Below are 25187 nucleotides of genomic sequence, written 5' to 3' on the forward strand. Positions count from 1 at the left end.
CCAAAAAAGAAAGAAGAGACCTGATTAGACATTCTCCTAATTGGGTCTCTTCTTTTAAATTAAAAGCAGGCGCTCAGATGATTACTTTGGGAGAGAAAGTATTGTTTCGATCCACTGTCCAAAGGTTGTTACATATTTCAACGGTCCGATCAATGTAAATCGTGCCATCGTTGGGTTGATTTTTTCAAAGTAAAAACGCCGACTTTCCCCTGAGTAAAGTGCATTGAACTCATCAATAACGATTTTTTTTTGCTGTTGTAGCAATTCCTCTGATTCAATAAAGAAATCAATGGCAAGTAAGCTTTCGGGTATCTGTTTTTCTGAACGTATTGAAGCAAAAGAAAGCAGGGGATCTTCAAATGGTTCGCCCATCAACGAAGCCACATCTTTGTAAGAAAAGCGCCACTGCCCGCCAATTTTTGTCCCTTTAAGTTGGTTGGTCTTTTGATAATTTCGGATGGTTCGAGTCGTTACGCCCAGTTTTTCAGCGACTTCTTCAACGGTATAATAATCTTTCATCGGTTCCTCCTACAAAGCGATTGTACGATCACAAAAGCGTTGCTCCTCTTTCTTATGACTAGTATAGATGATAATGCGTTTTTCTGCATGTTTTTTTAAATACTTCATAATCTTTTCGGCAGCTTCATCATCAAGGCTGCTGGTAGCTTCGTCTAAAAGAATGATTTCGGCATCACTTAATAATATGCGAGCTAGAGCGATTCTTTGCTTTTCTCCTCCAGACAAGTCGGCACCATTTTCCGTAAGCCTGCTAGTCCATGAGCGCTGTTGAAAAATGGGCGCTAAAATACCAGAGGTTTCGATAATTATTTTTTCTTCTCTCGTCATTTTTCTTCCCCATACAAGATTTTCTTCAATTGTCCGAGAGAGAATCGTAGGGTCTTGAGCAAGGTAGAGGGTTTTATCTGTTTCAGGGTTTCTTGGCTTGATGCGTTTACTCTTCGTTGAAAGCGAAATTCCTTCTGATGGATAAAGGCCAGCAATTGCCTTTAAAAACGTTGATTTCCCTTTTCCTGAAGCGCCAGCCAAGTAAATATGTTCACCAGGTTTCAAGGTTTCTTCAATGGGAAAGGAAAAGCTGTGGTTGCCAATGGATACGACAGGGTGGTCGAAAGTAAGACTCAGAGTAGCTTCACACGTTTGGTTCCAGCGGTCATCGGGAGCAGCCAATTCTTCGTTAACAAAACGTTGATTGGTCCTCAGAGTAGCTGTATCAAGATTGATTTTCGTTAAACCACTTAATGCAGAAAAGTAAATGGGTAATAGCACGCCAATCAAAATCAACGCAGAGGTTGGCAGTTCATCTTGTAATATTCCTTGAATCATAAACAAATAGACGCCGATCTGGGCGATCTGATTGATCGCATTAAGGACTAAACTAGTCGTTTGGGCAAAAGTATTGGTGTTTGCTAATGTTTGATACATCGATGTCAATTGAGAGGAAAACAGCTGCTCAAGAACAGCGTCACTCCATTGCTTCATTGTATCAATATGGGACAATGTTGTTAACATTTCCTTATTGCTAAGAGCAAATGCTTCTTGCATATTTTTCATCTTAATACTCAACTGTTGATTGATCCATCGAAACCCAAAAACATTGATGGGAAATAGCGATAGTAAAATGAAACCCAGTAAATAATGCAATTGGAAACACAAAAAAAGTGGGATCAGCAATAAGAAAAAGCAGCGAATGGATTCGCTAAAACTACCGCAAATAAACAAGTATAAGGAATCAACAACGCCAAAGATGCGGTTTAATAGATAAGTGGGCTCCTTTTCAGAGAGTTCTACATAACTCTTCCTTTTCATTTTTTTTAACAATTCTAAGAGATGGCGAACATTCATCGAAGCTGCATAGCGCTCTTTCATCAAAATCAATAAGAATTGCGCGCAATAAGTGATACTTAATATGAACGCTAATAAGCCGACGAGATGATCAAAGCGCAGTGCGTGATCTTCTTGTAGAAGCAAAGGGAAAGCGAGGTTTGTCAGGACAGTCAAAAAAACTAGCAAACTACTCAAACTGATAAAAAGTTTATTGTTTCTAATAATTTCAAACATAAAATCAACTCATTTCCTATATTTTCCTAAATGGTAGATGTTTTTATGAAAATTGTCAACAAAAAAAGAGTTCCTGATTAAAGGAACTCTTGAAAAATCAAAAGCTGCGTCCGCCGCCGCCGAATGTTCCGCCACCAGAAGAGTGGGTCGTACTGCCACCGCCGCCGCCAGAAAAACCGCCACCACCGCCTCCACCATTATTCGAAGGACGGGGGATGCGTCTGGTTGTGACAAAGGAATTGACTAAGCGATCTTCTTTTTGGGTCAGATCAATACTTGATTTTTCTAGATAGTTAAATTTGTAGCCGCCCATTTTTAATTGGTAACGGGATTTAACAATGATGAAAAAAGCGATACTGATCACTGCCGCGATCGCTAAGCAAATAGCAATTTCTAGTGGCGTTATCACTTTGTAATAAGTAATTTTTCCGGTATCACGATCGATACGATAATGATCGGCAGGAACACCTGCTTCCACAAAACCCTCTGCTTTTTGCAGATAGACCAATGCAGCTTGATAATAATTTCCCTCTGCCATCTGGTCAAATACCGCATCAAGTAGCTTATCTAGACGTGAATCGGTAAGATAATCGATCATATTTCCGGAAGTCGAAACGTGAAATTTCCGTTGCGCCATATCGATCACCAATGCCGAACCGTTGTTGTCGTTGCCGATCCGTCTTGAAAGATATCGATCAGTGTACAACTCGATATCTCCCGTATTGCTGTTTGTTGTTTGAATAAAAACTTCGCCTTTGATCTTTGCATTCAGCGCTTCTGCTTCTTCGTTCAACTTCTGGATCTCTTGTTCGGTAAAGAGTCCAGCGTGGTCTGCGACTGTCTCTTCGGCTGCGAAGGCGGGCAGGGCGGTTAAGAAAAAGCCAACCAGCAGTAACAACAAATAAGATAGTTTTTTCATAAGAAATACGCTCCAATCAATGCGAGGATGGTCGTTGCCGCGAAAATTGCGCCACTGACGATTCCCAAGCGCTTGTAACTAATCGGTAAAACACCGCTGACTTTTCCGGTTTGCCCATTCATCGCATAATAAAAGGCACTCTTGTTTTCATCATCGGCTCGATAGGTCACTAGCCATACAGGAAGCAAAACATAGTTGTTTTCTTCTTTTGTTAGATTGATGGAACGATTGTTGCGTTTAAAACTAGTATAGCCATTGACGGTACCTGCTAGCAGATTTTCAGCATAACCCGATAATTCGTTTTTGACTTCGTCAGAAAGATCAATGTATTCAATGTCTCTTTTTTCTGCTTGGAAGCCGGCTAAATACTGACTGCGAAAATTAACAGCTTTTTCAAGGGGAAACGGCTGAACGCCAGTCACCATTTTTTGCTGAACGTTTTTTGACAGCGCATGCTTGAGCAATTCATTCACCTTGATTTTTCCTCGTCGCAAGACATCGTATTGTTTGTGCTCAGTATATTCAATATCACCAACGCGCCAAATACGCAAAGAGGTACCCATACCTGAAAGCAAGCCATTCATCTCAGCATCGACGACCCAATAAGGGAAGTACACACCAGTCAATTTCTCTACTTGTGCTTGATCGAAGAAATCCCGTGGCACAAATTTTTTCTTTTGCGCCCATTCTAAGAATTTCGCAGTTGCTTCTTCCTTTTCGATGGCAAAAGGGAGGACTTTGTTAGGTAAAAATTCTCCTGAAAGCCGTCCCGACAAAACGACCGGATTATGGCAAAAGTAGCAATAGGTTGCGGCTGTAGTCGCATCCGTCACGATTTCAGCACCGCAGCTGGGGCAGGTGAAAAGGTCCATCTGCCCCGCTTGTGCATCGGCTTGCTCTCTAACTTCTTCTTGAAGGGACGGTTCGGCTTCGGTCGCTGCAGAAGGATCTGAGACAGGAGTATCGGCCATCTGCGCTTCTTTTTGCTTTTCTTCAAAGGCAGTGACTTCGTCTTCAGTAAAAATACTCAGACAAAATGGACAATGAAATTTTTGATCACCAGGTTCAAAGGTTAAAGCGCCCCCACAATTGGGGCACTTATGTGTGATAACATCCATCAGCAATCCTCCTCAATTAGTCTACTGGGACACCTTTGAAAGGTTTGCCACAATTCGGACAGAATTTTGGAATGCCGTTGGCTAAATCGATCACTTCACCACAATCACTGCATTTCATTTTCAGGCTTGGCCCATCGTTCGTTGGTTTTGGCGTCCCGCAATTGCTGCAGAATTTACCAGTATTGGAGGTGCCACATTGTGGGCAGTCCCAATGATCTGCGTTGGTTTGTGCGGAAGCCTGTTGCTGCAATTGCTGCTGGTTGTTTTGAGACGCTTGGTTCAAATAACCGCCGCCAGCGTTCATCCCCATGCCCATGCCAACAAACCCAGTCGTAGCCCCAGCGGCATTGCTACCGGCAGATTCCATACCACGAGCAACCGAACCTTGAACATAACCTTCACGAATCGAAGGGTCGCCTAACATTGCCCCTTGGTTCCGCATGTTGATCAGTTTTACGGAATCATCCGTATAAGAGATGCTTGCGACGGCAACAGAAACGATTTCCATGCCGCGGAGTTCTCGCCAGCTGTCATCAAGAACTGTTCCCATATATTTGCTTAATTCCATGCTCTTAGATGGAACGTAAGAAATTCGTTCGCCATCAGCGGACATTTTGTTGATCGCTGTTTGTAGGGCGGTCAAAAATTCAGCTAAGTACTGCTCATTGATGTCGTTGATATCGACTTGACTTTTGTTTTTTGGGATCGCATTCGTATAGAACAAAATTGGATCGGTAATTCGTAAGGAATAGTTTCCGTGCGCCCGTAAGAATAGTTCTGCGTTATAAAAGTTGTCAAAATAGTTCAAAGGCGATGAAGTACCGAAGCGAATTCCTTTGATTTCTTGAAGATTGATATAAAAAACTTGTTGTTTTTGTGGTGTAACGCCGCCAAACTTAAAGCGGTCGAAGGTTTCAGAAATCGCATCTTTCAATGAACCATTCAACATCGAAGGCGCTAATTCATTTTTGACGGTATAGTAGCCTTCTTCAGCGGTATAATCGATGATTCGCCCGCCATCAACCAATAACATCATCATATTCGGATAGACATGGATCACTGACCCATCAGTGATGACATCTTCCGTGCCTTTTCTGTTAGAACCGCGTTTGTCATTACGCCGCACTTTGACACCTTTTGTCATTACTGTCGAATCGCTCATATTGTCAGGCTCGATCACCTCTAGCCATTGATCTGCTAATCCGCCGCCAATTGCGCTTGTTGCCGCTTTGATAATACCCATTTTCAGTCCTCCTTTAAATTGTTTTCATCACAATAGATGAACGTAGATTCATTATACCATAGGAGGTGAGATATACGTTATCAGTCTAAAGTTGGAGAAGAGGAATGGTCTTTTTTCTTGAAAATAGGGAGGAATAAAAGGATATAGTGAGTGAAAGCGCGCGGAATGGCTCTTCGAATTAAATTTCCATTTCTTTTGAGATTCCACCACGCAAACGGTGGTTTTTTTAGCTGATATTACGTATAATAGAAGGTAGCGAATTTTGAAATGAGTGTGGAAAACTATGGCCTATCAAGCATTATATCGTGTTTGGCGTTCTCAGCGTTTTGATGATGTTGTCGGACAAAAAGCAATTACCCAAACCTTAAAAAATGCAATCGATCAAAATCAAATCTCGCATGCTTACTTGTTTACGGGCCCTCGAGGAACCGGGAAAACAAGTGCAGCGAAAATTTTTGCCAAAGCCATCAATTGTCCGAACCAAGTCAATGGCGAGCCTTGCAATGAGTGTGACATGTGTCGCTCAATCACAGCTGGAACGCAAGAAGACGTGATCGAAATCGATGCGGCAAGTAACAACGGTGTAGAAGAAATTCGCTTTATTCGTGATCGTGCGAACTATGCACCGACCCAAGCAGAATACAAAGTTTATATCATTGATGAAGTGCACATGCTGTCAACAGGCGCATTTAATGCATTACTAAAAACATTGGAAGAACCACGGAAAAATGTTGTCTTTATTTTGGCAACAACAGAGCCCCATAAGATTCCAGCAACGATTATTTCCCGAACCCAACGATTTGATTTCAAACGGATCAATACGCAAGACATCGTGGGTCATTTGGAAACGGTCCTTACTACTAGCGAGATCAATTACGAAGCAGAAGCTTTACAGATCATTGCGCGAGCCGCAGAAGGCGGTATGCGGGATGCCTTGAGTATCACCGACCAGGCGATCGCTTTTAGTGATGGAACCGTAACGACCCAAGATGCTTTAGAAGTGACGGGCAGCTTGTCCTATGAAATGATGGACCGTCTGATGCAGGCTTGTGGGGAAAAAGAAGTTGCCGATGCGTTAGCGACCTTGCGGGAGTTATTAGCCTCTGGTAAAGAAGCCCGCCGTTTATTGGAAAACTTGTTGGTTTATTGTCGAGACTTGCTGATGTATCAACAAGCGCCGCAGCTGCTATCTGAAAAGTCTCTGCAGTTGACTGAAGCGTTTCAAACACTGGCAAAAATTACCCCGCCAGCAAAAATCTATCACTGGATCACGGTCTTAAACGATACGCAAAATGAAGTACGATTTACGAACAATCCTACGATCTATTTGGAAGTGGCTGTGGTCAAATTAGCCAATGATCCAGAAAGTGCTGCTGTTGCCAGCAATTCAGCTGACAATAGTCAAGAAGTGGCGCAGTTACGTCAAGCACTGCAAAAACTTCAGGCAGAGGTGCAACGACTGCAAGAGAATCGACCGACAGGTGCCGTTGCTGAAACCACCGCGCCAGTGAAGAAAACCAAGGCGACCACTACGTTCCGTTTACCAAAGGAACGCGTGTTCCAAGTGCTGAAAAGTGCAACGAAGAAAGACTTGGCAAATGTTCGTAATGTTTGGGACGATCTTTTGATGTCTCTTTCCGTGACGCAAAGAGCTATGCTGCACTCCAGTGAAGCAAAAGCTGCCAGCGAATCGGGCGTCGTGATCGCTTTTGACTATGAGATCTTATGTCAGCGAGCAAGTAACGACCAAGAGTTTCAATTGATGATCCATAATCAATTGTCCCGTATGATCAAAGACTACGCCCCACAGGCTGTCTTTATTACAAAAGAAAGTTGGCCGACGCTACGACAAGAGTTTTTGGCTGGCGGTCAAGCAACGGAAGAGTCAGAAATTGAAGTAGAGCAAGAAGAGACCGAAGCCGCTCCTGTCGAACCAGAAAATGACGACTTAGTAACAAAAGCGCAAGAGTTATTTGGTGAATTAACCAGCATTGAAGAAAATTAATGAATATGGAGTGATGAATAATGATGCGAGGCATGGGAAATATGCAAGGCATGATGAAACAAATGCAAAAAATGCAAAAAGAAATGATGAAAGAACAAGAAGCACTAAACAGCAAAGAATTTATCGGCGAATCGACAAATGGCTATGTCAAAGCGACCTTTACTGGCGATAAGACGTTACAAGACATTGCTATCAATGAAGCAATCGTTGATGCTGACGATGTGGAAATGCTGCAAGATATGATCATTTTAGCCATCAATGACGGATTAAAGAAAATTGAAAAAGAATCGGAACAAACAATGGGCAAATATACAAGAAACATTCCGGGTCTATAAAAGGAGAAATGACGGTGCAATATCCTGAACCGATCGCCCGATTGATCGACAGTTACATGAAACTGCCGGGAATTGGACAAAAAACCGCAACACGTTTGGCATTTTATACGATTGATATGAAAGAAGAAGTCGTCAATGAGTTTGCTAAATCGTTGCTTAGTGTTAAACGAGATTTGCACTTTTGCAGTATTTGCGGAAATATAACGGAAGAAGATCCTTGTGAAATCTGCAGTGATCCCACAAGAGACAAAGAAACGATTTTAGTAGTTGAAGAGCCTAAAGATGTCATGGCATTAGAAAAAGTCCGCGAGTATCATGGACTTTATCATGTGCTGCATGGCGTGTTATCCCCGATGGAAGGGACAGGTCCAGAAGATATCAACATTGCATCCCTGATACAGCGGCTGCATGATGATCAGGTCAAAGAAGTGATCATTGCGACCAATGCGACCACGGAAGGCGAAGCGACGGCGATGTATATGTCGCGTTTGATCAAGCCTGCCGGTATTAAAGTCACGCGTTTGGCTCATGGCTTATCTGTGGGCAGCGATATTGAATACGCGGATGAAGTGACCTTGCTAAAAGCAGTAGAAGGTCGCCGAGAATTATAAAGATATTGGAGGCAATTAGGGTGAATGGATTGTTTATAACCATCGAAGGACCGGATGGTGCTGGAAAAACCAGTGTGATCGAAGAATTGTATCCTCGGTTACAGCTTGAAGCAACAAGAAAAATCGTTAAAACAAGAGAACCTGGCGGAGTTAAAATCGCTGAAAAAATTCGTAAAATTATTTTAGATCCGCGAAATGAAGAAATGGATGAGCGGACCGAAGCTTTACTTTATGCAGCGGCACGCCGCCAACACTTGATTGAGGTTGTCCTGCCGGCATTGAACGCCGGACACATCGTGATCTGTGACCGCTTTGTTGACAGTTCGCTTGCCTATCAAGGAGCTGGACGTCGCATCGGGATTCCTGAGATCGCACGGATCAACGAGTTTGCGACGGAAGGAACGACCCCTGATTTTACCTTGTATCTAGATGTTGACTCTGATACTGGCTTGCGTCGCATCCAAGAAAATCGTGCACATCAATATGACCGACTAGATTCGGAAGGATTGGAGTTTCATCAACGGGTTCGTCATGCGTATCTAAAGCTAGCGGAAGAAAATCCTGTACGCATTCATAAGATTGATGCTAGAATGGGGTTACAAGAAGTTGTTGAATCCAGCTATTCAGCAATCGTTGAATCGTATCCTGCTTACTTCAAATCAATCTAGGGTAGGTTGGATAACACAAAGGAGATGGTCCCATGAAATTAATTATGGCAATCGTACAAGACAAAGACAGTAATCGTTTGGCAAATGAGTTTATTGATGCCAATATCCGTGCTACAAAATTGTCATCAACGGGTGGTTTTTTAAAGGCTGGTAATAGTACGTTTATCATTGGTATTGAAGATGACCGTGTGCAAGATGCGTTAGAATTGATTAAAAAAACCTGTCAATCAAGAAAGCAATATGTCTCGACACCGATGTCACTAGATATATCCTTAGATGGTCAAGTTCCTTATCCAGTCGAAGTCGAAGTCGGTGGCGCCACCGTATTCGTGCTGCCAGTTGACGGATTCCATCAATATTAAAAAAGGAGCATTTCATGGAGGAGTTATTTCTACAAGAATACCAGCCTCTTGTTTTTGCCCAACTAAAAAAAAGTATCAAGCATGGGCGCATTGCTCATGCTTATCTTTTTGAAGGGGACAAGGGGACTGGCAAGCATGAACTAAGTCTATGGCTCGCAAAACGCCTTTTTTGTGCCAATGTACAAGAAGAAGCGCCATGTGGTGCATGCAGCAATTGTCTACGGATCGCCCAAGGAGAGCATCCTGACGTTATCCAAATTGAACCTGATGGGCAGATGATCAAAGTCGACCAGATTCGACAGCTGCAAGAGGAGTTCTCAAAAAGCGGCTTTGAAAGCCGTTTGAAAATCTTTATTTTGTCTCAAGCTGACAAAATGAACAACAGCGCTGCCAACAGTTTACTAAAGTTTTTAGAAGAACCAGTGGGAAACTTTCTGGCGATCTTAGAAACGGAGAGCCTTGGTCGTATTTTGCCAACCATCCAGTCTCGCTGTCAGATCATTCATTTCTCTCCTTTGTCAAAAGAAAAACTGCAAGAAAAGTTACAAGAAGAGGGACTTTCTAAAGAGACAAGCCGACTTCTAAGCCACTTGACCAATAGTTATCATAAAGCAGTTGAAATCTCGCAAGATGAATGGTTTAATGAAACTAAGGATGCTGTTAAGCGTTGGGTGAATTACCTTTTGAAGAAAGACCCGCAAGCATTTATTTTTGTTCAGAAAAAATTATTGGGTCTAGCAAAAGAAAAAAATCAGCAATCAGAAATCTTTTTGCTCTTGTTATTTTACTTTCAAGAGGAGCGGGATCGATTGTTGGGGCAAGGTTTATGGGGAAAAGAGATCAATCGTGCCATTGAAGCCGCATTGCAAGCACAAAAAAAGTTGCAAGCCAATGTGTCTTTCCAAGGTGTGGCAGAACAATTTTCCGTGAAAATCATCTATGGATAAAACGCAGCAGCCGGAAAAGGAGACCAGAGATGATCGAAGTTGTCGGAGTGCGTTATCATGACGTAGGCCAGATTTATTTTTACACACCGAAAAAACAGACCTATACTATAAATGACCAAGTCATCGTGGAATCACAAGATGCTAAATGTCTTGCCACAGTCGTCACCAAAAGCAGAGAAATGAATGAGAGCGATTTGCCTCAGGTAGTCAAACCTATCTTACGTCGGGCGACGAAGAAAGATTTGGAACAGGCAGCAGCCAATCAAAAGGCGGCAGATGAAGCGTTAAAAATTGGAAAAGAAAAAATCCGCGCACATCAGTTGCCAATGAAACTGATTCGAGTAGCCTATACCTTTGAGCGGACAAAACTGATTTTTTCGTTTACTGCAGAAAGCCGTGTTGACTTTCGCGAATTAGTCAAAGACTTGGCAAGTGAATTTCATACCCGGATTGAACTGCGCCAAATCGGTGTCAGGGATGAAGCGAAGGCACTAGGCGGAGTTGGGCCCTGTGGTCGCAAACTATGCTGTGCGACGTTTTTAGGGGATTTTATCCCTGTATCCATCAAGATGGCTAAAGATCAAGGACTTTCCTTGAATCCTGCGAAAATCTCAGGATTATGCGGTCGTTTGATGTGCTGTCTTAAGTATGAAAGTGAAGAATATGAGCGGGCGAAAAAAGAATTGCCGGATCGCGGCAAGGAAGTTGAAACGCCAGATGGCAAAGGACGTGTGGTTGGGCTGGACCTGTTGAGCCGAGTGATCAAAGTCCGTTTGCATGATCGGCAAACACCAATCGAATATGATTATGAAGAACTAGTGACAAAATAAGTAGGTGACCATAATGAGCATGGACAAACGATCAATATATGACGGATTGAATCAGTTAGAATCGGAGTTGCAAAATTCCTTAAATAATCTAGCGGAAATGAAGCAGTCTTTGCAAGAAATCGTCGAAAAAAATACGACATTAGAATTGGAAAATCAACGCTTACGTGAACACATTCGTGAGTTGAACCAAGTGGCAGATGCACCCGCTGAATCGGTCAAACAAGAACTTTCTAAATCACGAATGAATTTAGAAAAGATTTACGAAGAAGGATTTCATGTTTGTTATGACTTATACGGTTCTCGCAGAGAACATGATGAACCTTGTGCATTTTGTCTAGAAGTGATCTATCGTGAAAGCGGCAAATAACTGACTGACAGTCTAATAGGTTCGTTAGAAAAAAGATCAGTTTCCACTGGTCTTTTTTTCGAAAGGAGCAGTACATGCAAAAGCAACAAAGTTATAAACAAGACACTGGAAAACTGTATCTTGTTCCGACACCGATCGGGAACTTGGAAGATATGACGGTCCGTTGTGTCAAAATTTTAAAAGAAGCGGACCTGATCGCAAGTGAAGATACTCGCAATACCCAGAAATTGTTGAATCATTTTGAGATCTCGACACCGCAAAAAAGCTTACATGAACACAATTATAAAGAGCGAGTTCCGCATTTGGTAGAACAGCTGCAGATGGGCAAGACCATTGCCCAATGCAGCGATGCTGGTATGCCCTCCATCAGTGATCCGGGGCATGAATTAGTCAAGGCCTGTCTAGCTGAAGGAATCGCGGTGATTGCGCTTCCGGGACCTACGGCAGGTTTGACAGCGTTGATTGCTTCAGGCTTATCGCCGCAACCAAATCTTTTTTATGGCTTTTTACCTCGTAAGAAAAAAGAACAAAAACAAGCCTTGAGTGAATTAGCGACCCAGAAAGCAACGATGATTTTTTATGAGTCACCCTATCGAATCGCAGCGACGATTGAAACAATGCTAGAGGTATTTGGTGAACGTCAGGCAGTCATTTGCCGAGAATTGACAAAAATCCATGAAGAATACTTGCGAGGGACCTTTTCTGAATTGATCGACTATTTAGAGCAGCAGCCAATCAAAGGAGAATGCTGTCTGTTGGTGGAAGGCTCTTCTGAAATACATGAAATTGTTTATGAAGGAAGTTACGCAGAACAAGTAGCTGCCTTGATGGAAGAGGCCGAAATGTCCTCAAAAGAAGCAATCAAAGAAGTGGCTAAACGTAATCAAGTAAAGAAACAGCTTGTCTATCAAGCGTATCACCAAATAGAAGAGTAATCATACCGAGACTTCTCTCGGTATTTTTTTGTACCACACGCTCACTTATGTGATATTACCTAACATATAAAGTCAGCTATTTTCAGAAAATTCATGTTTTTCTCAGAAAAATCTAGCTTATTCGAAAATATGGTGTTAGGATAGCTAACATATAGAAAGGGAGGCGTGTAAAATGGATACAGGGAATATTGCATTTATTTTAATTTGTAGCGGTATGGTTTTTCTAATGACTCCAGCATTGGCATTTTTTTATGGAGGATTGGAACGACGCAAAAACATCCTCAATACCATGATGATGGTGATTTGTACGATGGGCTTGGCGTCCGTCCTCTGGGTCGCTCTAGGGTATACATTATCCTTTAGCGGGACAGGATCATTTATTGGCAATTTAGACAAAGTCTTTTTCAATCATGTTTCGATGTCAGAAGGAGAGGGAATTCCAGAAGGGTTGTTTGCTGCCTTTCAAATGATGTTTGCTTTGATCACAACGGCGATTATCACTGGATCAGTCGTTGGAAGAATGCGGTTCTCTGCTATTTTTCTATTTATTGGCTTCTGGCTGGTTTTCGTGTATTTTCCAATGGCGCATATGGTGTGGGGCGGTGGCTTCTTAGATGCGATCGGCTCGATCGACTTTGCAGGAGGCAATGTCGTTCACATCAGTTCGGGAATCAGTGGGCTAGTCTTAGCGATCGTTGTCGGTAAGCGACGAGAATTTCATCAAACCGAATATCGTCCTCATAATATTCCCTTTGTTGTACTAGGTGCCGGTCTTTTATGGTTTGGCTGGTTTGGCTTTAATGCTGGCTCTGCGTTAGCAGCTGATGGTCTAGCGATCCACGCCCTAATGACCACGAATACAGCAGCAGCCAGTGCGATGCTTTCTTGGATGCTGATCGAAAAAATCGTCGTGGGAAAACCGACAATCGTCGGTGCTTGTACAGGTGCAGTGGTGGGCTTAGTTGCCATCACACCAGGGGCGGGGTTTGTCTCCCTTTGGTCTTCCTTTATCATTGGCGCTTTAGTCAGTCCGTTTTGTTACTTCTTTATTTCCGTCATCAAACATCGATTAGGGTTAGATGATGCATTGGATGCCTTTGGTTGTCACGGGGTAGGCGGAATCTTCGGTGGTTTGATGACCGGGATCTTTGCCGATCCCGCTGTTGGTGGACATTCAGGATTGCTTTATGGCGGTGTTGATCTTTTTATCGCACAAGCCGAAAGTATCGTATTTACGATTTTGTTCGCTGGTATCCTATCCTTTGTCATAATTACCTTGATCAAATGGGTGATGCCGATTCGCGTATCTCAGCAAGAAGAAGCGGTGGGGATGGATCGGATCGAACATGATGAAACGGCCTATCCTACCTTTATGGGGTTAGATTCTTAAGAGTGGAGGAGCAGTCATGAAAAAAGTTGAAGCGATTATTCGCCAAGAAAAATTAGAGGAGCTAAAAGCCGCTTTGGATCAATCGGATCTGATCAGTGGGATGACGGTCAGTCAAGTTCTCGGGTGTGGCAATCAAAAAGGGTTAAAAGAGTTTATTCGTGGCCAAGAAGTGATCACGACTCTCTTACCGAAAGTAAATGTCCGCTTTGTTTTGGCAGATGAAAAAGTCGATGCCGTGATTGAGCTGATTGTATCGATCTGTCGGACAGATGAAGTCGGTGATGGCAAAATATTCGTCTACCCTTTGGAAGAAGCGATTCGGATTCGCACCAATGAACGAGGAGAAGCTGCCTTATAGCAGAACTTCTTGGGTCATGAACCGTGCAGCAAAAGTAGCGAACGTATAGGGAAGGGCCAATGAAAATTGGTCCTTTTTGCGTCTTTGTCTTGATTCCTTGCTTGATAGGGAACTTCTGTTCGTTTATAATAAGAAGCGAGGTGAGCAACGATGTCGGAACTGCAATTTCCCTTAAAAAATGATACGAGCCGCAAAATTATTCATATTGATATGGATGCTTTTTTTGCTTCGGTGGAAGAACGGGATGATCCTGAGCTGGCCAAGCATCCCCTTGTCATTGCCCGTCACCCAAGTGATACCGGCGGCCGAGGAGTGGTCACGACAGCGAATTATCTGGCGCGACAATATGGCATCCATTCGGCAATGAGCGCACAAAAAGCCTACGAGCTTTGTCCGCAAGCGATTTTTAAACCGGGGAATCATCAAAAGTATCGTGAAGTGTCCCAGCAAGTCAGAGAAATTTTTCACCGATACACCGACATCATCGAACCAGTTTCAATTGATGAAGCGTATCTGGACGTCACAGTGAACAAAATCAACTGTCCTTCAGCAATTAAGATCGCTCGTCTGATTCAGCGAGACATCTGGCATGAGACCCATTTGACTTGTTCGGCAGGCGTCAGTTACAACAAATTTTTGGCAAAATTGTCCTCGGATTATCATAAACCACGAGGGTTAACAGTGGTGATGCCGGATGAGGCAGTGGCCTTTTTACAACAACTACCCATCGATAAATTTCATGGGATCGGGAAGAAAACTGTCCCCAGGATGCATGAGTTAGGCATTTTTACAGGAGCAGATCTATACACTTGGAGTGAGATGGCGTTGATCCGCGAATTTGGCAAAATGGGGTATTCTTTGTATCGTAAAGTTAGAGGAATCCATGATTCACCAGTCAGTGTGACCAGAGAACGAAAATCAGTCGGTAAGGAGCATACATACGGCAATCCATTAACGAGTGAAGAACAAGTCTTAAGTCAATTACGCGCCATCGCAGAAGAAGTTGAGAGATCACTAAAGCGCACACAGAAACATGGCAAAACAGTCGTGTTGAAAGTCCGTTACAGTGATTACTCTACGATCACTAAACGAGTGACTTTGCCGATTTACGTTCATAAAAAAGAACAGTTATTTTCGGAAGCCAGTCTCATTTGGGAAGAGATTTTAGGTCTTGAAAAAGGCATTCGTCTTTTGGGAATCACCGTCACAAATCTCGATCCTCTGACCTATGAAAATATCGTACTGCCTTTATGGCAAACATCTGACGATCAGTAGACCTAAAAAGGAGGACCAATATGACGATCTATCAAGTATATGAAACGATGATTGCTTTGGCTGATGAAGAACGAAGGGAAAAAATGGCCGCCTATATGCGGCATCAGTTTGAGTTTTTAGGCATCCCTACACCGTTGCGCCGTCAGCAGGAAAAAGCAGCCTTTAAAGTAGCAAAACAAATGAAACGAATCGATTGGGAATTTATCGATCAATGTTGGCAAAGCAGCTATCGGGAACACCAGTACCTTGCGATTGATTATTTAGTGGCGCTGGAGCCCTTTTTATCAGCCGTTGATCTAGCAAAAATTGAACAGTTAGTCATAACGAAATCTTGGTGGGATAGCGTGGACGCACTAAGTGAGGTCGTCAGAAAGCTTGTTCGCCGACTGCCAGCGTTAAAGGTTGAGATGCTTCGTTGGAGTCTTGAGGATAATCTTTGGCTACGGCGAGTGGCGATTCTTCACCAATTGTTGCAAAAAGAACAGATGGATCGACCATTACTTGAAGAGATCCTTGTCAACAATTTGGGGAGTTCTGAATTCTTTATCAACAAAGCCATTGGCTGGAGCTTGCGAGACTATGCCAAGACGAATCCTCAGTGGGTCCAAGATTTTCTTCTACGCCATCAAAAAAGTCTGGCGCCTTTGACGGTTCGTGAAGCAAGTAAGTACCTTTAAAAAGCTTGGTCACTGATTTTTATATAACAAAAAAAACACCGTGCATCATCTTTGAAGGAAGATGTGGTGACCCCAAAAGTTCGATTTTTTGGTCTAACTTTTGGGGTCATCTCAAGATGCACGGTGTTTTGAGTCGTTAAATTTGTTTTTTGATTTGTTCGTAGCTTGCTTCAGCATCTTTGCACTTTGCCCAGATAACCGCTTTTCCTTGTTCTCGAGATGCAGCAAGATCAATGATTCGTTGATTGCTGCTACCACGAAACTGCAAGTTTAGGTTTCGCTTGCTGAGTTCAAAACGGCCGTCCACCAAAATATCAATTTTGGATAAAAGTTCTAGTTTGTCAGGGGTTTCCAAGAGCAGTTCTTCGTAAGTGTAGCCTGACCAGCTCCAAATGTCCTTGCTATGACCAAATTCGGCGCGAACGCGATCAACAACTTTCAGACAGACCGTCGTGTTCAAGAAAGGTTCGCCGCCTAGGAGGGTCAGTCCTTGAACATAGTCATGTCGCAGATCCTCAATGATTCGATCCTCTAGCTCTTGGGTAAAAGGTGTGCCGTAGCGAAAGTTTTGGACGGCTTTGTTGAAACAGCCTTCACAAGCAAACAGGCAGCCGCTCACATATAAACTATTTCGGATGCCTTCACCGTCCACAAAGTTGAAGGCTTTGTAATCAGCAATATAATTTTGACTGTACTCGTTTGCTTTCCATTCTTGGGGCTTAGGATTTCTCATACGAAAACTTCTTTCTATTGTGAATTACAGGGGTTGTTCGATAAAAGGAGTGTAGAAGAAATCTAACACTCCTTTTATGATTATTCTTGCAAATGTTTGACCCGAGCAGAGATTTCTTTGTGACGACCGTTGACCATCGGGCGAGCTTGAGGATTTCCAAGATACCCGCAGGTTCTTTTGACAACATCACAACTTTTTGGATCGTGATTGCCACATTGTGGACATTCAAAGCCTCGTTCGGTTGGATTAAAGTCTCCTTCATATCCGCACTCGTAACAGTGATCGATAGGGGTATTTGTTCCAAGATAAGCGACCCGATCATATGCGTAATCCCAAACTGCTTCTAACGCTTTTGGATTTTGCTGCAAGACTGGATATTCACAGTAATGAATAAAGCCACCAGAACAGTATTTTGGATAGTCCTTTTCAAAATCAAGTTTCTCAAATGGTGTCGGATTTTTCCGCACATCATAGTGGAAGCTATTGGTATAATATTCTTTGTCGGTAATATTTTCAACTTCACCGAATTTTTCGGTATCTAAGCGACAGAAACGATCGGTCAAGCTTTCACTAGGGGTCGAGTACACACTGAAATGATAGCCGTATTCATCGCCCCAGGCATCGGCATGAGCTTTCAATTCTTTCACGATCGCCATCGTAAAGGCCTTTGCTTCTGGGTCTTGTTCCCAAGTTCCACCGTAAAAAGCCGAAGCAGCTTCGTATAAACCAATGTAACCAAGCGAAACAGTGGCACGTTTGTTTTTGAATAATTCGTTGACATTGTCTTTGCGATCCAAACGTTCACCGAAAGCCCCATACATATAAAGGATCGGCGCATTGGCGGGACTCGCTTCTTTACAGCGTTCCACTCGATAGACAAGGGCATCTTTAACGATTTGCAGACGGTCCTCCAGCAGTGACCAGAATTTTTCTTGATCGCCATTTGCTTCTAAGGCGATCCGTGGAATATTCAATGTCACGACACCTAGATTCATCCGACCGACATTGATTTCTTCACCACGTTCGTTTTTCCAGCCTTGCAAGAAAGAACGACAGCCCATCGGCACTTTAAAGCTGCCAGTCAATTCAACCAATTTATCATAATTCAAAATATCCGGATACATCCGTTTAGTGGCACATTCTAAAGCCAGTTCTTTAATATCATAGTTCGGATCGGTAGGTGCCAAGTTGACCCCACGGCGAATACTAAAAATCAATTTCGGGAAAATAGCAGTACGCTTTTCACTGCCTAACCCGTTGATGCGAATTTGGAGAATCGCTCGTTGAATTTCCCGTTCGAACCAGTTGGTTCCTAAACCAAAGCCAAGGGAAGTAAACGGCGTTTGTCCGTTAGAGGTGAATAACGTATTGATTTCGTATTCTAGACTTTGCATTGCATCGTAGATATCTTTGCGGGTTTTGCTCTTCGCGTAAGCTTCCCGACGTTCGGGTGTCTCAATCCATTCTTCGGCATCTTTTAAATGTTTTTGGTAATTCAACTCAGCAAAAGGAGCCAATAATTCATCTGTTCGATCAGCAGAACAGCCACCATATTGACTCGATGCTACATTTGCAATGATTTGTGAGATTTGAGCGGTGGCCGTTTGGATCGATTTTGGCGATTCCACTTCGGCGTTCCCAATTTTAAATCCATTATTTAGCATGCCTTTAAAATCGATTAGGCAGCAGTTAGTCATTGGGGTATATGGATGATAATCCAAGTCATGGTAATGAATGTCGCCTTTTTGGTGGGCATTTGCCACGTGAGGAGGCAGCATTTTCAAACCAATCGATTTTCCTACGATCCCAGCGGTCAAATCACGTTGTGTGTTGAACACGTTACTATCCTTATTGGCATTTTCATTGACGACCGATTGATCTTTATTCATCAATTTATTGATCGTAAAGTTGATGTCTGTTGCTTTGCTGCGTTCGAAATCACGATGGGTCCGGTAGTTGATATATTCTTCAGCCAAGGCATACTCGTTTTTTGCTAACAAGATATGCTCGACGATATTTTGGATCTCATAGATTTTTACATTTGTACGAAAACGTTCCGCGATCTCGTGATCGACACTGTCAACGATCTCGGTGATTTTTTCGTGGTCGATGGGAGAAAGCTCACCGTTGATTTTTCTCAGGGCTTTCACTAACGCATCATAAATTTTTTGATCATCAAAATCGACAAGCCGTCCATCACGTTTTACGATTTTTAACTGACGCAAAGCGGACTGTCTTTCCAACCCTTGCTCAGGATTTCTCTTAATGTTCATCATTTCTACCACTCCTTATCTTCCACAATATAATAAAACAAATTGTAGAAATGAGCAACTATATATAGTAGTCGAAAAGGGTTTGTGTTTTGGATATACACAATATATGGTGTATATTCATTGAGGTGTTTTCGAGAAAACTTGATAAGATTAAGGATTTGGTTGTTCCATGTTTCACATAATGAATAAAAACTTTTTTAAATATATTTTTTCTCTGTTTTGAAGCAGAAGTATTCAATGATAAAGTATGCTACCATAAGGAGAGAATTTTTTTAAAGGAGGGTTCTGTGTGAAAAATATGATCGATGTGAAGCATCTGACAAAAAGTTACGGCACCCGTTTCAATCAAACCAAAGTATTAGATAACCTTTCTTTTGCAGTGGATCAAGGAGAATTTGTTGGGGTCATGGGGCCAAGCGGTGCTGGGAAAACGACCTTGATGAATCTTTTGTCTTCAATCATGCGACCTAGCTTAGGCTCGATCTATATCGATGGCAAAGACATTACCCGAATGTCGGAAAAAGCCCTCAGCGATTTTCGCCGTCAGCAGATTGGCTTCATCTTTCAAGATTTTAATCTTTTAGAGACATTGACAGCCAGAGACAATATTTTGCTGCCTTTAGCGATTGATCGTTTGCCCGTGAAGGAAACCCAAGTACGTATCGAGGAGACGGCCAATTTGTTAGGGATCGAACACTTGTTGGATCGCTACCCAGAAGAATTGTCTGTAGGGCAAAAACAAAGGGTCGCTGCTGCTCGGGCGATCATCAGTCGTCCGGCGGTCCTTTTTGCTGATGAACCCACGGGAGCCCTTGATTCAAAAGCGGCAACAGAATTGTTACGGTATTTAGCGCAGATCAATCAACAAGAAAAAACGACGATCTTGATGGTCACCCACGATCCTTTTACCGCCAGCTACTGCAATCGGATTCTGTTCATTCGCGATGGTGTCTTCTTTGCGGAAGTTGTCAAAAAAGGCAGCCGTCAGGAATTTTTCGAAAAAATCATCGATATGCAGGCTACGATTGGAGGCGGTCCGCGCCATGTTGTTTAAAATCGGCTGGCGGAGTTTTTTGCGGCAGTTTCGCAATTATATGGTGTATTTTATTTGTATGATGACCGCCGTGATGATTTTTTATTCCTTTAACGCCTTGATGAATGATCGTCTGCTGAATCAACGGGTCCAGCAAGACATCCGCATTGAAGGGGTTTTAGGATTCGGCAGCAGTGTGGTTGCCTTTGTCGTCTTGTTTTTTATGCTGAGTGCCAATCATTTTTTTCTTAGTCAGCGACAAAAAGAAATCAGTGTTTACCAGCTTTTGGGGTTGCGGCAAGGTCGTCTTGCTTGGCTGTTGCTACGGGAAACGTTTTTACTAAATTTTTTCTCTCTAGTGACCGGTATCTTTATGGGAATTATTTTTTCAAAATTCTTCTCAATGATTTTGATTCGGGCAATGGGCCTAAATTTGACCAGTCATTTCTTTAATTCACCGCAATCGATTTTTTCGACGGTCTTTGTCTTTATCGCCGCAATGATTATATTGAGTATTCAAGTGATCCTTTTTGTTTGGCGTACCCCAATGAGTGAATTGATCAAGACCGAATACCGCTTACCGATCAAAAAAATGAAAATGACTCCGTTTCGTACATTGATGGGGGTCCTAGGTCTGATTTTACTTGGGGTAGGGTATTATCTGTCATTGACCCTAAGGGAAACATGGACCAACTATATCACGTATACGCAAGATTTTTCAGCGATTCTATGGATCCCTTTACTGATTCTATTTTGCTGTATAACGGCAACCTATCTCTTTTTTGATTGTTCCTTGCCAGCACTGTTGTATTTTTTGAGTAAACCAAAAAAACGCCTTATCAAAGGGGCGAAGTTGATTGCTTACAATAACGTGCGTGCTTACTTGCAAAGGACGTGGAAAAGCTACGCCCTTTTGACGATTATCACTGCAATCGCGATTTCATTGATAGGGGGAACAATGGGGGTCATCTCTTTGAATTACCAAGCAACGAACCGTATCTATCCAACTTCCTTTCAGGTGTCAGGAGAGCAGGCAGGGGCCTTGCGTACCCTTTTAGAAAAGTCGGATGTGCCAATTACAGCGGAACAAGCAATTCCCTACAAAATGACCAATATGACGGTGCAGACACGCTACCTAGGAGAATTGCAAGATGAAAGTGTCGAAAATATGATGGTGAATCTGGTGGCACTTTCGGATTATCAGCGTCTGCGAAAACTGGTTCCGGGTGCTCCTGAGATTCGACTGAGTACTGATAAGCAAGCTGTACTTTTTGACAGTCAATACGACGTAACTCGTTCATTTATCACATATCGCGATGAAGTCAAAGTCGGCAGTCAGCATAATTTTAAACTCATTCAAGCCGAACAAGATTATTTTGGTGATAGTGCTTTACGCTATTCTTTACCCAATGTCCTTGTCATTCAAGATGAGGCGTACCAACAAATCAAAGGATTCACCTATACCATTGCTTATTTACAGACCGAAAAGGTGCAAACAGACGCGCTGACACAGTTGTTGGATGAAGAGCTGCCAATCGAGTGGGCGCATCCATTGACCTATGAATTTAGCGACGACCAAAAAAACGTACGCTTTTATCCAGAGACCGCTCGGGATTCAAGTAGTGATAGTGGTCAGACGACCGCATATCGGCTAACGTTAGCCAATCGCTTTACAACAATGCGCGGGGTGCGACGACAAGCAGGAATCATTTTGTTCGTATCGCTATTTGTTGGGGTGATCGTTTTGATCACCACGTCTAGTAGTTTGATCGTTCGGCAATTTTCTAACACGGAGCGGGAAAAGTACAATTACCGACTATTGACAAAATTAGGCTACACCCGTAATGAAGTGCGCAAGTTGGTGTACTGGCAAAACATTTGGATTTTTATGCCTGGCACCTTATTGGCGATTTTGCATGCGGTATTTGCCATCAATACTTTCACACAGATCATCGATAGTCCCGGGTATTGGGTTGCTCATTTGTTTGCAGCAGTGGCAGCAGTCGTCTATCTGTTTGCCTATTTGATTACCGTCAAGCTGTGTCTGCGGATTATTGAAACTTGATCTATTTATACGATAAAACGATTCTAGGAAACTAGGAGCGTTTTTTTCATTTAACCAATCTTTTTGTATTTCCCTCTGGTACCAGATTAAGAGAATGGTATAATCATAATCAACGAGACAAAGGAGGAAGCGAAATGGAGAAAAAAGAAGAACAGCTTTTAATAGACCTAACGACTGCACGTGGGGTTCCTGGGAATGAGGAGGAAGTGCGTGAAGTCTTTAAAGAATATGCCAAAGACTTTGCTGAAGATATCTTTTTTGATGGTTTAGGAAGTGTCATTGCCAAACATGTTGGTGATGGCGGCGGTCCGAAAATTTTTATTTCGGGACATATGGATGAAGTCGGCTTTATGGTAACAAAAATCACAGAAAAAGGCTTTATTGAATTTCAAACCCTTGGGGGCTGGTGGGGGCAAGTGATGCTGGCACAGCAAGTGGAGATCAAAACCAATGAAGGCAAAGTGATCCACGGTGTCGTCGGCTCAAAACCACCCCATGTGTTGAGTCCAGAGACTCGAAACAAACCTTACGATATCAAAGATATGTTCATCGATATTGGCGCGTCAAGCGAAGAGGAAGCCAAAGGCTGGGGCATCCGTCCTGGAGACATGATCACCCCTTATATCCAATACAAACGGATGAACGACAGCAAATTTTTGCTAGCAAAAGCTTGGGACAATCGAATCGGTACGGCGGTATCACTGCGGGTATTAGAAACCTTGGCAGCAGAAGGACATCCAAACTGCTTGTTTGCCGGCAGTGACGTGATGGAAGAAGTTGGCCTAAGAGGTGCGCGAACAAGCACTCATTTAGTGAATCCTGATATCGCTATCGCCCTAGATACTGGTACTGCTGGGGACACACCTGGAATGACGCCAAAAGAAGCGGATTCTGTGTTAGGGAAAGGCCCACAAGTCTTGATTTTCGATGCTTCCATGATTCCTCACAAGAAATTATTGAATTTTGTGATCGATGTCGCCGAAGAGATGGAAATTCCTTTCCAATATACCGTGATCACTGGTGGAGGAACCGATGCTGGTCAAATGCATTTGACTCGTGATGGGGTCCCTTCGATCGCTATTACCGTGCCCGTTCGTTACCTGCATTCTCATACTTCTGTCATTCATGAGGATGACTACTTCAATACAGTCAAGCTTGTAACGGAAGTGGTTCGCCGCTTAGACGATAAAACCGTTAAAGCATTGCGCAGTTATTAAGGTGAGCTTATGAGATCAAACACAATGATTCGTGAGACGGCTAAAAACTCCTTGCGCGGATTCTGGGGAACGTTCGTCTTAAGTATTTTAGCGACGGTTGCCGTACAAGCGGTGGTCAGCTCGCTTTTTAGTAGTATTGGGACTTCTTTTGGTGCAAACAATGCAGAGAGCTGGATCGATCTGATCTTGGACAATTTTGTCTTCTTTGCGTTTTCGGTAGCATTGAGTATTATGGCACTCTATCTGGTTCGTGGCAGAGGAATCCAGGTGGCGGATATTTTTCTCGTCTTTGATAAGCGTCTGTATGTACCGTTTTTGTTATTAAACTTAGTGAGCGCGCTTTTAAATTATCTTTTGAGTTTTGCGATTTTCTTACCGCAATTTGTCTTATCAGGCCTTAATCAATATTTGGGCTTGGTATTCAATTTTAATCGGGGAATTTCTATTGATGTATCGATGTTTAACGGTTCGATCGCTTTTGTGGTTGGGACGATTCTCTCCATCATCTTGTTCTTCTTTTTGTCGCAAGTTGTTACCGGTGTGATCCAATTAGCAATCTATCTGCGCTATGATCAGCCTGAATTAGGAGTCCTTCAATCAATTAAAGCAGCTTTCGCTCTCTTGCGACCGCATCTGGGCCAATACATTTGGCTGCAATTATCATTGATTGGCTGGTTTATTCTGGGTTTCTTGGCGCTTATGATTGGGATGTTGTGGGCAAACGCCTATGCGTATGCGGTCAACGCAGCATTCTATGAAGAATTGATCAATGAACAACGAGCGCTGATCAGATAAGTAAAAAAAGACGACGTACCATTGGAATGGTTCCTTAAGGATAGAGTAGAACACTCATTCAAGGGATTCATCAATAGACGTCGTTTTTTTCTCATTTTCTTGATCCTTTTTCGCAAAAAAAAATGGTCAGATTTTAGTCAAATCAGCTGAGATGTGATAGCATAAAAGAAGTAGAAAATCAGCTGGAGCCAAAGAGGAGGAAACACATGTGAAAATAACTGTCTTAGGTTGTTTAGGTGCCTATCCGTATAATGGTGAAGGGACTACTGGCTATTTAGTAGAGTCAGATGGCTTTCATTTGCTGCTTGATGCGGGAAGTACCACCTTGGTCCAATTAGAAAAGATCCTTGATCCCTTAGACTTAGATGCAGTGATTTTGACACATTACCATCACGATCATATTGCGGATCTGGGGGTATTACAATACTATTGGCAATTATATCCCGAAAACGAAGAACGGCAGGTTTTGCCGATCTACGGTCATGGGGAGGACAGGGTTCATTTTGAAAGTCTGACGATGCCGGGAGTGACCCAAGGATTTGATTACCTTCAGTCTGAGTCGTTGGAATTGGGCCCGTTCACCATTACCTTTATGAAAACGATTCATCCAGTCACTTGCTATGCCATGCGATTTGTTGAGAAAAGTACGGGCAAGGTCTTTGTTTTTACTGGAGACTCTGGCTATTTAGAATCTTTCGTTCCGTTTGCTGAAGGGGCTGACTTATTCTTGGCAGATACTTATCTTTTTGCAGGAAATGAGCGGCACAAGGCTCATTTTACTTCAAAAGAAGCAGGGGAGATCGCCCATGCAGCGCAGGTGAAAAAATTAATGTTGACGCATTTGCCGCAACACGGTGACTTAGAACAGTTACGAGAAGAGGCTGCGCTAGCTGCCAATGGAATCCCTGTTGAGTTGGCGGCTGTTCAAAAAATAGTAGAAATCATCTAATTA

Annotated in this window: 25 protein-coding genes; 18 read left to right on the plus strand and 7 right to left on the minus strand. The window is 42.8% G+C overall.

Annotated features, from left to right (window positions below; translation table 11 throughout):
* Positions 1-81 precede the first annotated feature (81 nt).
* The 5 genes from IGJ26_RS06550 to IGJ26_RS06570 all read right to left on the minus strand — a co-directional run bounded on the left by IGJ26_RS06550 (position 82) and on the right by IGJ26_RS06570 (position 5359).
* Entirely contained in the window at positions 82-519 is a 438-nt protein-coding gene (locus IGJ26_RS06550) for a helix-turn-helix domain-containing protein (protein ID WP_005236643.1), read from the minus strand.
* A 9-nt stretch (positions 520-528) separates the two neighbouring features.
* Positions 529-2079, minus strand: coding sequence for an ABC transporter ATP-binding protein (locus IGJ26_RS06555; protein WP_194199462.1), 1551 nt, complete (start codon positions 2077-2079; stop codon positions 529-531).
* Positions 2080-2176: 97 nt separating this feature from the next.
* A complete protein-coding gene (locus tag IGJ26_RS06560) occupies positions 2177-2998 on the minus strand; it encodes a TPM domain-containing protein (RefSeq protein ID WP_005236637.1) in 822 nt (273 codons plus the stop codon).
* Positions 2995-4116, minus strand: a complete 1122-nt coding sequence (locus IGJ26_RS06565) for a hypothetical protein (protein WP_005236636.1) — start codon at positions 4114-4116, stop codon at positions 2995-2997. The genes IGJ26_RS06560 and IGJ26_RS06565 overlap by 4 nt, the downstream gene beginning before the upstream one ends.
* A gap of 16 nt (positions 4117-4132) precedes the next feature.
* Positions 4133-5359 (minus strand): SPFH domain-containing protein, encoded by a 1227-nt coding sequence (locus IGJ26_RS06570; RefSeq protein WP_005236635.1) that lies wholly within the window; start codon positions 5357-5359, stop codon positions 4133-4135.
* Between the two features lie 283 nt (positions 5360-5642).
* On the opposite strand from IGJ26_RS06570, the gene dnaX reads away from it, so the two are divergent.
* From dnaX to IGJ26_RS06635, 13 genes are all read left to right on the plus strand, one after another.
* Positions 5643-7364 (plus strand): DNA polymerase III subunit gamma/tau, encoded by a 1722-nt coding sequence (dnaX, locus tag IGJ26_RS06575; RefSeq protein WP_016621226.1) that lies wholly within the window; start codon positions 5643-5645, stop codon positions 7362-7364.
* Between the two features lie 20 nt (positions 7365-7384).
* Complete coding sequence (locus IGJ26_RS06580) at positions 7385-7699, plus strand: YbaB/EbfC family nucleoid-associated protein (protein ID WP_005236633.1); 315 nt, start codon at positions 7385-7387, stop codon at positions 7697-7699.
* A gap of 14 nt (positions 7700-7713) precedes the next feature.
* A complete protein-coding gene (gene recR, locus IGJ26_RS06585) occupies positions 7714-8310 on the plus strand; it encodes a recombination mediator RecR (protein WP_005229813.1) in 597 nt (198 codons plus the stop codon).
* Positions 8311-8330: 20 nt separating this feature from the next.
* Entirely contained in the window at positions 8331-8978 is a 648-nt protein-coding gene (gene tmk / locus IGJ26_RS06590) for a dTMP kinase (RefSeq protein WP_005229815.1), read from the plus strand.
* A 32-nt stretch (positions 8979-9010) separates the two neighbouring features.
* Positions 9011-9340 (plus strand): cyclic-di-AMP receptor, encoded by a 330-nt coding sequence (locus tag IGJ26_RS06595; protein WP_005229817.1) that lies wholly within the window; start codon positions 9011-9013, stop codon positions 9338-9340.
* A gap of 14 nt (positions 9341-9354) precedes the next feature.
* The gene (gene holB / locus IGJ26_RS06600) at positions 9355-10287 is read left to right on the plus strand and encodes a DNA polymerase III subunit delta' (RefSeq protein ID WP_005236622.1); all 933 of its coding nucleotides are present in this window, start codon (positions 9355-9357) and stop codon (positions 10285-10287) included.
* 29 nt (positions 10288-10316) lie between these two features.
* The gene (locus IGJ26_RS06605; RefSeq protein WP_005236620.1) at positions 10317-11117 is read left to right on the plus strand and encodes a PSP1 domain-containing protein; all 801 of its coding nucleotides are present in this window, start codon (positions 10317-10319) and stop codon (positions 11115-11117) included.
* Positions 11118-11136: 19 nt separating this feature from the next.
* Positions 11137-11484, plus strand: a complete 348-nt coding sequence (locus IGJ26_RS06610; protein WP_077452675.1) for a DNA replication initiation control protein YabA — start codon at positions 11137-11139, stop codon at positions 11482-11484.
* A gap of 74 nt (positions 11485-11558) precedes the next feature.
* Complete coding sequence (gene rsmI / locus IGJ26_RS06615; protein ID WP_005236618.1) at positions 11559-12419, plus strand: 16S rRNA (cytidine(1402)-2'-O)-methyltransferase; 861 nt, start codon at positions 11559-11561, stop codon at positions 12417-12419.
* Positions 12420-12591: 172 nt separating this feature from the next.
* Positions 12592-13809: an ammonium transporter gene (locus IGJ26_RS06620; RefSeq protein WP_005236611.1), complete on the plus strand. Its 1218-nt coding sequence runs from the start codon at positions 12592-12594 to the stop codon at positions 13807-13809.
* A 16-nt stretch (positions 13810-13825) separates the two neighbouring features.
* The gene (locus IGJ26_RS06625; RefSeq protein ID WP_005229830.1) at positions 13826-14167 is read left to right on the plus strand and encodes a P-II family nitrogen regulator; all 342 of its coding nucleotides are present in this window, start codon (positions 13826-13828) and stop codon (positions 14165-14167) included.
* A gap of 150 nt (positions 14168-14317) precedes the next feature.
* Positions 14318-15442, plus strand: a complete 1125-nt coding sequence (dinB, locus tag IGJ26_RS06630; RefSeq protein ID WP_016621225.1) for a DNA polymerase IV — start codon at positions 14318-14320, stop codon at positions 15440-15442.
* 20 nt (positions 15443-15462) lie between these two features.
* Positions 15463-16119, plus strand: coding sequence for a DNA alkylation repair protein (locus tag IGJ26_RS06635; protein ID WP_016621224.1), 657 nt, complete (start codon positions 15463-15465; stop codon positions 16117-16119).
* 136 nt (positions 16120-16255) lie between these two features.
* On the opposite strand, the gene nrdG is transcribed toward IGJ26_RS06635, so the two are convergent.
* Together nrdG and nrdD are read right to left on the minus strand one after the other, a co-directional pair.
* Positions 16256-16852 (minus strand): anaerobic ribonucleoside-triphosphate reductase activating protein, encoded by a 597-nt coding sequence (nrdG, locus tag IGJ26_RS06640; protein ID WP_005236608.1) that lies wholly within the window; start codon positions 16850-16852, stop codon positions 16256-16258.
* Between the two features lie 80 nt (positions 16853-16932).
* Positions 16933-19128, minus strand: a complete 2196-nt coding sequence (gene nrdD, locus IGJ26_RS06645; protein ID WP_005236607.1) for an anaerobic ribonucleoside-triphosphate reductase — start codon at positions 19126-19128, stop codon at positions 16933-16935.
* Between the two features lie 286 nt (positions 19129-19414).
* Between nrdD and IGJ26_RS06650 the strand changes: the two genes are divergently transcribed.
* The 5 genes from IGJ26_RS06650 to IGJ26_RS06670 all read left to right on the plus strand — a co-directional run bounded on the left by IGJ26_RS06650 (position 19415) and on the right by IGJ26_RS06670 (position 25184).
* The gene (locus tag IGJ26_RS06650; protein ID WP_005236606.1) at positions 19415-20179 is read left to right on the plus strand and encodes an ABC transporter ATP-binding protein; all 765 of its coding nucleotides are present in this window, start codon (positions 19415-19417) and stop codon (positions 20177-20179) included.
* Entirely contained in the window at positions 20169-22223 is a 2055-nt protein-coding gene (locus IGJ26_RS06655) for an FtsX-like permease family protein (protein WP_005236604.1), read from the plus strand. Before IGJ26_RS06650 ends, IGJ26_RS06655 begins: the two co-directional genes overlap by 11 nt.
* Positions 22224-22357: 134 nt before the next feature.
* On the plus strand, positions 22358-23440 hold the full coding sequence (locus IGJ26_RS06660; protein ID WP_008381585.1) for a M42 family metallopeptidase: 1083 nt from the start codon (positions 22358-22360) through the stop codon (positions 23438-23440).
* 9 nt (positions 23441-23449) lie between these two features.
* Positions 23450-24235, plus strand: coding sequence for a DUF975 family protein (locus IGJ26_RS06665; protein ID WP_228085134.1), 786 nt, complete (start codon positions 23450-23452; stop codon positions 24233-24235).
* Positions 24236-24443: 208 nt separating this feature from the next.
* The gene (locus IGJ26_RS06670; protein WP_005236590.1) at positions 24444-25184 is read left to right on the plus strand and encodes an MBL fold metallo-hydrolase; all 741 of its coding nucleotides are present in this window, start codon (positions 24444-24446) and stop codon (positions 25182-25184) included.
* Positions 25185-25187: the final 3 nt, after the last annotated feature.

The organism is Enterococcus sp. AZ095a (assembly GCF_050546735.1).
In the GTDB taxonomy this organism is placed as follows: domain Bacteria; phylum Bacillota; class Bacilli; order Lactobacillales; family Enterococcaceae; genus Enterococcus_D; species Enterococcus_D entomosocium.